Genomic DNA, 11,064 nt, shown 5'->3' on the forward strand with positions numbered 1-11,064 from the left:
TGCTCGCTTGCCTTGTTCTTGCAGACGAATTGCTTGTTGGCGCAAGTAGTCTTGGGTAGTGGGATTGAGTAATCGAGCGTCTGGCTTATTCATACTCCGATTCTACCGATTTTACCTCTCGTCCTGTAGGCTCTTCGATTGCCGGGTTAATAACTAGAATGTCTGGTTGCCGTTGTCCTAATTCTCCCAAAGCTTCAAGCGCAGAGTTCGCAAGGACAACCTCTGCTCCGTACTCTTCCAGAATGAACGTAAAAAGTTCAGCAATATCAGGTTCATCCTCAACGAGAAGCACTGTCAGTCCTGCCAACAGAAACCTTTGAGAATGAGGCTCATTCTTTGTATTTCGCATAGCTGTAGTAGAGAGTACAACTGCCTTCATGAAGGCTTACAAGGCAGTTGTCCTGTCTCTCCTATCCGATAGAGATCGCAAAATACTGGGTTAAAAATTGTGACTAGCAAATGTCTCGTCTAGGCACCTTACACTTCACCACTGCGGATAAGGCTGGCACCACAACTGATCACCCTTGATGTCAGTGTGCATGAGAATTGTTGTACGGCAACCTCGCTTATAATTGTAAATTGCAGCGCACTATACTCTGCTCTGTGTAACTAACGAAACTGAGAGACTGGAATGCAGTTGAGGACGATGGATTCACGTTTAAAGGAATCCTCATGTTGTCGCTGGGAACCAATAGCAGGTTGGGGATCACTAAATGTCTGTCTCTACTACTGACGCAATACATACGCGAGAAACATGCCCACAGTTTGGCAATCGGGGATCATTCCCTATCGAATTAATCAGGGAAAGATAGAAGTATTACTTATTACTACTTCCAGCGGTAAACATTGGGTGATTCCTAAAGGTTGGATCGCGCCCTGGATGACATCATCGTCCTCTGCGGCAAAAGAAGCGATAGAAGAAGCAGGAGTTATCGGAACGGTTACTACCCCTGCAATTGGTCGCTACTCTACTCAAAAATTGGGATATTCCTATCAGATCGAGGTGTTTTCCATGCGAGTGGAGGAAGAGCTAGAAACCTACCCTGAAGCTAAGCGCCGACAGCGTCAATGGATGAGTCCTTCTCAGGCAGTTAAAAAGGTGCGATCGCTTGAGCTAAAGCGCCTTCTTATACAATTCCGTGAATCCTATACGAGTGGTGAATAAACTACGAGAACAGCGTTGCATCGCATTGCCTTCTCAATTCTAAGACTTCTACAGTCGCAGTTAGTTGTGTCATCACCGATTGCAACTCTTGACTTTATATCTTGGCTAGATCCCTATAAGAAACTCCAACAAGCAACCGTTGGTCTGACGCTACACAAACCAATAAGTGACCAACCGGATTAATCGCAGTAACAGTCAAAATTCTTCTTCCGTAGTCTGAAGCGACTTTAGGGTCATTGCCAACGTAGCAAACCTGGTCACCTCTCTGGAAACAAGTTGGCTTTGAAGACATAATGAGTCAGATAACACATCTGAAACTCATTGTTAGCTCTTGTCAAAGCATCAACATTCACCTTCAGAGGTAAAGATCAGATTAAGGTTTTTTCTGATAAAAGTTCAATAGAGTTAGTTGTCCATATTCTCACACCCGTCATATTCAGCCACCAATGCAGCTTCAATTAGCAGAGTCACCGCAAAGCTGCTGCTAATTCTGCACTCAATTGTCCATGACATCGCCCCGCAGCCTCTGTGATACGCTATGGAACACCTCAACGATGAGTTTAGGCGTGATGGGCTAAAAGGAGCGTAGATTTATATTGTTCTAAGAGATTTGAAGCAGTAGACAAGGCTTCACTTGTGAGATTCAGTAGCTCTAGTTCATCAAAGTCAATGTTGAAAACCAACCGTGCTAAAGCATCATTATTCGATGGATAGTGCATCTATCTGAAGATAGATAATTCAACATATAAATTTTGGCATTCCTGAATCTGCATCAGCTTATTTAGTTTCGTGCTGAAGGAAATAACCGTGCTAAAGCAGATCGCAAGTTGCTGTCCTAATTCGCCGCCTTCTAGCAATCAGCAACGCTCAGCCAGTAGCGGTTTGTAACAGTGCTAGAAACCGCTTATAGCATCGTGCGTTAAGAAGAAGTTGACATTCAACCCTTCACATTGGCGCTCAAGCTAATTAGCACTTTATTCTAAAGATCGAGCAATGCATTCAGCGGTATCTTCCAAGAGTAGGGACGAATCATCAGGGAAAAAATTCTCATAATACCCAGGCTCTATCGTCCACATGTTTTGCCCCTAAAGAGGTTTATTTTCTGAAGACGGAGTTGAGAGCGGATGACTGAGGGAAATTCAGAATTGTTTCGGGGTCTGCAAGTGCGAACGACAGCATTACCCGATCAACTGTTGCACCATGGTGTAGCGTTGCTATCAGTTGCCTTAGCCTTAGGAACTACTTTGCTGTTAGGCTCCTATCTTGAGACAACACCGACTTCACTATTTTTTGTCGCTGTGATGGTTAGTGCCTGGTATGGAGGGTTAAAGCCGGGAATCGTTGCGACGGTTTTGTCTACGCTTGCGATTAACTATTTTCTGACTGAGCCAATCTATGTGCTAAGTATCCCCGATTTAGGAACTTTAGTACGGCTAGGCGTTTTTGTGATGGCAGCGATTCTGATCAGCTCGCTCAATGCTGCACAACGACTCGCACAAAGAAGGGCTGAAGTAAATCTTAAGTCCCTGCGAGAAAGTGAAGCTCGGTTTGGCTGTTTAGCAGAGTCCAACATCATTGGGATGATGGTAGCGGAGTTGGACGGAGCCGTTCTAGAAGCCAACGATGCTTTTTTGCAAATGCTCGGCTATACCCAGGAAGAGCTGCGATCGGGGCGATTGCGTTGGAATGAGATGACCCCTCCAGAATCTTTAGAAGTGAGTAACAAAGCAGTTCAGGAACTGATTACGGCTGGAGCTTGTTCTCCATTTGAGAAGGAGTATGTTCGGAAGAATGGTTCTCGTGTTCCAGTTTTGCATGGGGCAATCATGACTGGCGAGACGACCATAACAGGGTTTGTGCTGGATTTAAGCGAACGTAAACGTGCCGAAGAAACACTTCAGCGCACGAATCAGACACTACAAACTCTGCTAGATGCTTGTCCAGTTGCCATTGCTTTTTTCGATCCACAAGGAATTGTCAGAGTGTGGAACCGGGCAGCCGAGCAAATCTTTGGTTGGAGCGCAGCAGAAGCGATCGGGCAGTTTATGCCGACCGTTCCCCATCGCCGCCAAGAATTTCTTGCCAGTATTCAAACCGTTTTAAGCGGACGATCGCTAAATGGATTAGAGGCTCAGCATCAGCACAAAGATGGGCGCATGGTGGATTTAGAGATTTGGGCAAATCTAGCGCATGATGCTGAAGGAAATCCAGGTTGCCTTGGTATTGCTTGGGACATTACCGAACGTAAGCAGGCAGAGAAAGCCTTGCGTCAAAGTGAAGCCAGGTTCCAAGTGCTCGTGAGCAATATGCCCGGAATGGTTTATCGCTATGCTCCCGGTGCTGATGGTGCGCCTACCTTTACCTACGTCAGTTCTGGTTCCCGCGAACTGGTTGAATTGGAACCCGAAACGATTCTTCAGAATTCAGATGCTTTCTTCAGATTGGTTCATCCCGATGATTTGCAATCCTTTCAAGATTCAGTAGCGATCGCCACTGAAAACTCTGCTGTCTGGCAATGGGAAGGGCGACTTATCACCCCATCAGGACACCTGAAGTGGGTTCAAGGTCGTTCTCGTCCACAGGAAACTGAATATGGAGAGGCTTGGGATGGTTTGCTATTTGATATCACAGAACGCAAACAAGCTGAAGAAGCTTTGCACCAGAGCGAAGAGCGGCTGCGCGTTGCCTTAAAAAGCTCCCCCATTACCGTTTTTAATCAGGATCAAGACTTGCGTTACACCTGGGTTTATAATCCAACGTTTGACTTCCACTCAACAGAAGTGATTGGTAAGCAGGATCAGGATTTTTTGCCAGAAGAAGATGCCACAATCCTCACTCGCATCAAGCGTCACGTTTTAGAAACAGGAAGCGGTGTGCGCGAAGAAATCAAAGTCACGATGCAAAATCAAGTTTTCTACTACGATTTGGCAGTTGAGCCATTGCAAGCTGAGGATGGAGAAACAGTTGGCGTTACCTGTGCTTCTGTAGACATCACAAAGCGAAAACAAATGGAATTGGCATTGCAGCAGAGCGAAACAACCCTCAATGCTTTAATTGCCAGTTCACCAATCGGCATTGCATTTTTTGATCGTGACTTACGCTATATCCATGTGAATGAAGCTTTGGCTGCAACGAACGGTATTCCCTTAAACGAACATATGGGACGAACACTTGGGGACGTACTGCCGCAGTGGGCACCCGCTATTACACCCGTTTTGCAACAGGTGATGGATACCCAAGAGCCATTGTTAAATCAAGAGATTGTAGGTGTCACTTATCCATCCGATCGGATGCGATATGCCTTGGTCAATTATTTCCCTGTTTGCCTGACCAATGGGGAGGTTTTGGGTGTAGGGGTGACATCAGTTGATATTAGCGATCGCAAGCGCATTGAGGACGAACGCAAACGAGTTCAGCAAGAACTCCAACAAACCTTGCAGACGTTACAGACGATCGTTGCTGCTTCGCCACTGCCGATTGTAGTGATTGAACCTGATATGACTGTGCAACTGTGGAACGCCGCCGCAGAGCAACTATTTGGTTGGAGTGAAGCTGAAGTTCTAGGTCAACTGCTGCCTCTAGTTCCAGAAGAAAAGCAGGAAGAATGTCGCCAGCTTCGAGAAGCAGTCACGAATGGAGAAGTCTTTTTTGGTGTGGAAACCTATCGCCGTAAGCGCGATGGCTCGAAGGTAATTCTGAATATCTCAGCCGCTCCACTGTATGACGATCCCGGTAGCGTTAATGCGATTTTGCTGATTTTGCAAGACATTACGGAACGACAGCGTGCAGAAGCCGCCCTGCGAGATAGTGAAGAACGGCTGCGGCTAGCATTAGTAGCAGCAGATCAGGGGCTTTACGATCTCAATGTCCAAACCGGAGATGCGATTGTCAGTCCAGCTTACGCTCAAATGCTGGGCTACGATCCAGATGAGTTTCAAGAAACCAATACTAAGTGGCGCGATCGCCTGCACCCTGATGATGTTGCGGTGGTCTATCAAGCCTATGAAGACTATGTTGCCGGAAAAATAGATACCTATCGAGTCGAGTTCCGTCAGCGCACGAAATCTGGAGATTGGAAATGGCTTCTTTCGATTGGCAAGATTGTTGCATGGGATACTGATGGGCAACCTCTACGAATGTTAGGAACTCATACTGACATGACTGATCGTAAACAATCTGAGGAAGCTCTACGACAGAGTGAGGAACGGTTGCGATTAGCATTAGATGCTGGCTGTATGGGAGCATGGGAATGGAATCTGGAAACAAACGTTCAGCAATGGGATGTGAATCAGTACAAACTATTTGGCATGGATAAAGACAGCAATCGGTTAAGTGCTGATGCTTTTTTCCAGTTCATTCATCCCGATGATCTGCCTCTTGCTCAACAACTGACAGAACAAGTGTTGGAGCAGGGAGGGAGTTTCCACACTGAATTTCGCATTGTTAGACCTGATGGAGGCGTGCGCTGGCTATCGAGCCAGGGAATTGTTGTTCAGGACAAGCACAATCAACCCGTTCGGATCATTGGTGTAAACTTCGATATCACTGAACGGAAGCGAGAGGAGGAGGAGCGGGAGCGGCTCTTAGCCAACGAACAGCTTGCAAGGCAGGAGGCAGAAGCCGCCAATCGCATTAAAGATGAATTTCTCGCCGTGTTATCTCATGAGTTGCGATCGCCACTCAATCCTATCTTGGGCTGGTCAAGGCTCTTGCAAACTCAGAAACTAGATGAACAGAAGACACGGCAGGCTTTAGCCACCATTGAACGAAACGCCAAACTACAAACCCAATTGATCGAGGATCTACTGGATGTTTCTCGGATTCTGCGCGGTAAGCTTGTGCTGAACATTACACCCGTCAGTCTGATTAACACCATCGAAGCTGCATTAGAAACAGTAAGACTTGCTGTAGAAGCCAAAGGAATTCAAATTCAAAGAACATTTAATCTGGATCTAGACCAAGTTATGGGAGATGCGGCTCGTCTGCAACAGGTAATCTGGAATTTGCTGACCAACGCCGTGAAGTTTACACCGGCCGGAGGAACCGTAGAGATTCGACTAGAGCAGAGCAATAACCAGATTCAAATTCAAGTCAAGGATACAGGTAAAGGCATCCGCTCTGACTTTTTACCCTACGTGTTTGATTACTTCCGGCAGGAAGACGGCACGACGACTCGCAAGTTTGGTGGATTAGGGTTGGGATTGGCGATCGTGCGTCACATCACCGAATTGCATGGTGGCACGGTCTGGGCAGAAAGTCCGGGTGAGGGCATGGGAGCTACGTTTACGGTGCAACTGCCTCTAATGCCATCCCCAGTCAGAGTTGATGAAGAAGATGAACCTTCAATCATCGCCAACCTGTCTGGATTGCGAGTTTTAGCCGTCGATGATGATAATGACATCCGCGAGTTGCTTGAATTCATCTTGCAACAAGCCGGAGCAGAGGTGCGTGTTGTGGCTTCTGCAACTGAGGCACTACAACAGTTAAAAGTGTTCTCACCAAAAGTACTGATTTCAGATGTGGGAATGCCTGATATTGACGGATATATGCTGATACGGCAAATCAGAACCCTTGCACCAGAGCAAGGAAAGATACCGGCAATCGCCTTAACTGCTTACGCCGGAGAAATTGACCAGCAACAGGCGATCGCCGCAGGTTTTCAGATGCACCTTGCTAAACCAATCGAGCCGGAGAGATTAATTAGCGGGATTACCAATCTTCTAAAGGAGAATAGCATCGGTGAACTTTAGCAGAATAACCTGGTAGCTTCTGAATTCACCAATTCATAACCGGAAAACCCCATGAGTAGCAATCAGTTATTCGATTAAATCGAGCAGGGTAGTAGAATCAACGATACTAAACACAACAACCTTTAGATAGAAAAGCTCATTCTTAAGTGAGAGTGAACTGAGCAACTCCAATGGTGAGAATGGAGTTGTTTCCTCTGTCCAATTTGTGATTGTTTGATGAACAGCCCGTCGTTTGAATCCGTTACTAATGGCGACCGCATCTTAGTGGTTGATGATCTGCCTGATAACTACGTTCTACTACAAACGGTTTTAGAGACTGAGGGTTATCAGGTCGAAGTTGCTGATAATGGTCATGCAGCACTACAAAGGATTGCATCTTATCCACCAGATTTAGTGTTGCTCGATGTCATGATGCCGGGGATGAATGGGTTTGAAGTTACTCGTCGGATTCGACAAAACCCATCTCTCCCGTTTATTCCCATCCTCCTAGTAACAGGCTACAGTGAACCTACGCCCGCAGATGGATTTGATGCCGGAGCCGATGGTTTCATTCGCAAACCTATTGACTTTGACGATTTACTTAAAAGAGTCCAGACAATCCTACAGCCCAAGCAACTCATTGATCCATAAGGTTAAAGGGGTAAGCAGGGGTTCAACACCCTCTTCGGTATCGGACAGAAGGGCAACTATAGTATTCAATTGCAGATGAAAAAAGATTGCCTAAACCGACAAGATTTAATTACTCTCTAATTCTTGTCAGTAATCCCTTAACAAACTGAACTTCAAGTCAAGCTTTTGCTACAGCAAGTATCATGAATAATTCGTATCAGGATAACTTTACTCTAAAGCATTTGATATTGAGTTCTAACTTAAAAGAGTTTTCACAGCGCATACAACATATTTGCTGCTTACTCGACTACGGGGAGATGACTGAAGAAGAAGCAGAAACGGAAATTGAGAAGCTTTATCAACAGTTAAAAGGAAGTGCAGAACACTTGAGAATTGAGTTTTAGCGTAGGCTTGTGTCACCAATTGGCGGTTGAGTATTTTCTAGTTTGATGAATTCACAAAAAAGGCAGTCCTCCTCAAGACTGCCCCATGACCACAACGGCGACGCGAACGCGCTACCATCGTCTTCATCGTTTAATACTTCTTTGACATCACTTGGTTAAAATTAAAGTGAAATCCTTTCGTAATTCTAACTTTGTCCTGTTTGAGTGATTTCACCAACGGGCCTGAACTAAGCGCTGATTGCTAACTCAGAGGAAAAGGTCACTGTTTGAGGAGTCAAATCAACCTCATTCAATAGAATAGTCGTTTCGTAGCCAATTCTACTCATTTCTAGCTCTGGTCCCATATCCATTTCAACTGCATAGGTCCAGCTACTCGCTTCTAGTTGGTAGCTCTTAATGGTGCCAACTCCGCCCGCAAACCTAACTCTCTCACCTTTGCGAAACTGGGGTACTTTTGTAATAGTTGCAGCCATAATGACCTCATCCTCGTGAAGTGATGTCCTCATAGCTAATGTTGTACTGGTTAAGCCAGCTTTTCTTTCTCTATCAAGAGCGTCACTTTTAATTGGGGATCGTATTACCTTAGAAGCAATTTACATTCGTGGCGGACTGTAGCAATCTCAAATTAACTGTAAAACTCTACAACACTATGTAGCTCCCCTACCGTTTGTGAATCTGCTCTTTTATTTGCGCTAAATCGATATGAGCATCTGCTACAGTCAGTAACGAGTCACTTGTCATGGAGCGAAGACTAACAACTTCTACCCGTACTCCCAGGTAGCTGACGTTATCACTGCATAGGTGAGCATTCCGTTACCACTGACTAAAATTTGTAAAAGGTGAATGATGGAGTGTTTAGATCCACTAACACCTACAATCGAATCTGCTCAATCTCATCAAGACTGATAGTATCTCCACGTCGGTCATAGAGTGCAGTAGTACGGATGTCTTCATGTGCTGCTATCCGTTGCGCTGAATCTCTGCTGCCGCCATTCCGAAGAAAGTTAGTGATGCCACTTGCTCGGAAGGAGTGGTTACATGCATCCGTAGTCACTCCAGCCCTGCTTGCCCGTCGCTTAATCATAGCCCATGCTTCCTGGCGCTGAAGGCGATCGCCCGTCAGCTTCCGGCTCTTACCAGGAGAGGTTTGAAAAAGGGGAGCATCCTTTTGCTCTCGTAAACCTGCTTCGTCCAGGTAAAGGTCAAGATATTCCTCAGCCTTGTGATGCACGGGCAGCTCATGATACCGGCCGCCCTTCTCGTGGAGTCGAAACCAATAGCGCTTTCCCTTGGGAAAATAGTCCTTCACGTTCATTCCTAAAACTGCACTGATTCGAGCAAAGCTGTAGAACATCGCGCCAATCAAGGCGCGATCGCGAAGCCCAATAACAGATGAAGTATCAATACTTCCTAGAAGCTCTACCATCTCTTTATCAGAAAGCACTGGGGTCTTCCCACACTTCACCCGATGTTTCACGCCTCGCACTTCTTCCCCTGCATTACTGCTCAAAACCTGCCCCTCTACTAACCAGGCAAAAAGAGAGCGAATTGCAGAGAGATGCTGGTTGACCGTTGGTGGAGAGCCTAGATGACGTTCTATATAGGCAGCGATCGCCAGTGAACTTATATCCGTAAGTTCCATTCCCCGTCCTTCACACCACTCAAGGAACTGTCTGATTGCCTGTGCATAAGCTGCTCGTGTGTTTTCATTGCGAATGCTAACCAGGAAGAACTCGACAAAGCGGCGGCTTGCTCGCTCACCCGCATTCAGAACGATTGGCGGAATAGCAGAACGAACATCTTTGTACGTTACGGAATGAGAAGAATGTATTACAGGTTCGTGAACCATAAGCGCCCTTTGAAAGAGGTAAATTTCTTACGGGTAGAGACTATTACATAAAGAGGGATTATGTAAGAGAAAAATGTCGTGAAGAGGCTGGTGACGATGGATTAGGGAAATAACAAACTTCTACCAATGCTCCTCTTTGAGAGCTGTCGGCAGAGTTATAGATAGTCTGCTGAACAATTGACTGCTATGGTCAACACCATGCCTCGACAGTCATCTCTCTTTCTCGATAGTCACTACGCCGATTTTCTGGATGGGCTAAAACAGCGTATCCGGTCGGCTCAAGTGAAGGCGGCACTTGCAGTTAATCGTGAGCTAGTCTTGCTCTATTGGCAGATTGGACAGGAGATTCTCAGTCGCCAACAAAGGAATGGCTGGGGTGCGAAGATAATTGACCAACTGGCGAAAGACCTAAAACGAGAATTCCCTGATGTTAACGGCTTTTCGTCTAGGAATCTCAAGTACATGCGAGCGTTTGCAGAGGCGTATCCCGATGAGCTAATTGTGCAAGAGGTGCTTGCACAAATTCCCTGGTACCACAACATAGCTCTGCTAGAAAAGCTGAAATCTAGGGAGCAGCGTCTATGGTATGCCCAAGAGACGGTGAGTAATGGCTGGAGCCGCAATGTTTTGGTACTTCAAATTGAGAGTAACTTGTATCAGCGCCAAGGAGATGCAATCACCAATTTTGATCGCGTCCTTCCCTCTCCTCAGTCCGATCTAGCTCACCAGCTCATCAAAAGTCCCTACAATTTTGATTTTTTGACCATCAGTAAAGACGCTTACGAGCGAGAACTTGAGCGTGGTTTGACTGATCACATTCGTGACTTTTTGCTAGAGCTTGGGCTTGGTTTCTCCTTCCTGGGCAGTCAATATCCTTTAGTGGTGAGTGATAAGGAATATAGACTCGACCTCCTCTTCTATCACGTCCGACTTCACTGCTATATCGTGATCGATCTCAAAATGGGCGAATTTGAGCCGCAGCATTCAGGACAGATGAGCTTTTACGTGGCTGCTGTCGATAACTTGCTTCGGGGCGATCGCGATGATCCCACAATCGGTATTATTCTCTGCAAATCAAAAGACAAGACAATAGTAGAGTATGCGCTTCAGGGAAGCCAGCAGCCCATTGGCGTTTCAACCTATCAACTTCAAGTTCAATTGCCGCCCAACATTCAAGAAAATCTTCCTACCGTTGAGCAACTTGAGATGGAATTGAGCAATGCTGTAAAGGCAGTTGAGGACAATCCAGAAGACGAGTAACAGGAAGTTCAGTAGTTTTGCTTTGCT

General features: G+C 46.0%; 7 protein-coding genes and 1 pseudogene. 4 read left to right on the forward strand and 4 right to left on the reverse strand.

Features of this window, described 5'->3' with window-relative positions; all coding sequences use genetic code 11:
- Window positions 1-85 precede the first annotated feature (85 nt).
- Window positions 86-349, reverse strand: coding sequence for a response regulator (locus H6F88_RS30570; RefSeq protein WP_206756475.1), 264 nt, complete (start codon window positions 347-349; stop codon window positions 86-88).
- Between the two features lie 405 nt (window positions 350-754).
- Here H6F88_RS30570 and H6F88_RS30575 point away from each other — a divergent pair, with 405 nt between their 5' ends.
- From H6F88_RS30575 to H6F88_RS30585, 3 genes are all read left to right on the forward strand, one after another.
- Window positions 755-1,165, forward strand: a complete 411-nt coding sequence (locus H6F88_RS30575) for an NUDIX hydrolase (RefSeq protein WP_190646600.1) — start codon at window positions 755-757, stop codon at window positions 1,163-1,165.
- A gap of 1,124 nt (window positions 1,166-2,289) precedes the next feature.
- Window positions 2,290-6,915: a PAS domain S-box protein gene (locus tag H6F88_RS30580; protein WP_190646601.1), complete on the forward strand. Its 4,626-nt coding sequence runs from the start codon at window positions 2,290-2,292 to the stop codon at window positions 6,913-6,915.
- Between the two features lie 216 nt (window positions 6,916-7,131).
- Complete coding sequence (locus tag H6F88_RS30585; protein WP_190646602.1) at window positions 7,132-7,545, forward strand: response regulator; 414 nt, start codon at window positions 7,132-7,134, stop codon at window positions 7,543-7,545.
- A gap of 610 nt (window positions 7,546-8,155) precedes the next feature.
- On the opposite strand, the gene H6F88_RS30590 is transcribed toward H6F88_RS30585, so the two are convergent.
- The 3 genes and pseudogenes from H6F88_RS30590 to H6F88_RS30595 form a co-directional block, all read right to left on the reverse strand.
- Window positions 8,156-8,401, reverse strand: coding sequence for a hypothetical protein (locus tag H6F88_RS30590; protein ID WP_190646603.1), 246 nt, complete (start codon window positions 8,399-8,401; stop codon window positions 8,156-8,158).
- A gap of 187 nt (window positions 8,402-8,588) precedes the next feature.
- A pseudogene (locus tag H6F88_RS33715) lies at window positions 8,589-8,758 on the reverse strand (NYN domain-containing protein); the annotation flags it as partial.
- Between the two features lie 41 nt (window positions 8,759-8,799).
- Complete coding sequence (locus H6F88_RS30595; RefSeq protein ID WP_190646604.1) at window positions 8,800-9,777, reverse strand: tyrosine-type recombinase/integrase; 978 nt, start codon at window positions 9,775-9,777, stop codon at window positions 8,800-8,802.
- A gap of 186 nt (window positions 9,778-9,963) precedes the next feature.
- On the opposite strand from H6F88_RS30595, the gene H6F88_RS30600 reads away from it, so the two are divergent.
- Window positions 9,964-11,037: a PDDEXK nuclease domain-containing protein gene (locus tag H6F88_RS30600; protein ID WP_190646605.1), complete on the forward strand. Its 1,074-nt coding sequence runs from the start codon at window positions 9,964-9,966 to the stop codon at window positions 11,035-11,037.
- The last annotated feature ends 27 nt before the right edge of the window (window positions 11,038-11,064 follow it).

Origin of the sequence: Oculatella sp. FACHB-28 (genome assembly GCF_014696015.1) — a bacterium.
Taxonomy (GTDB): Bacteria; Cyanobacteriota; Cyanobacteriia; order Elainellales; family Elainellaceae; genus JAAUTN01.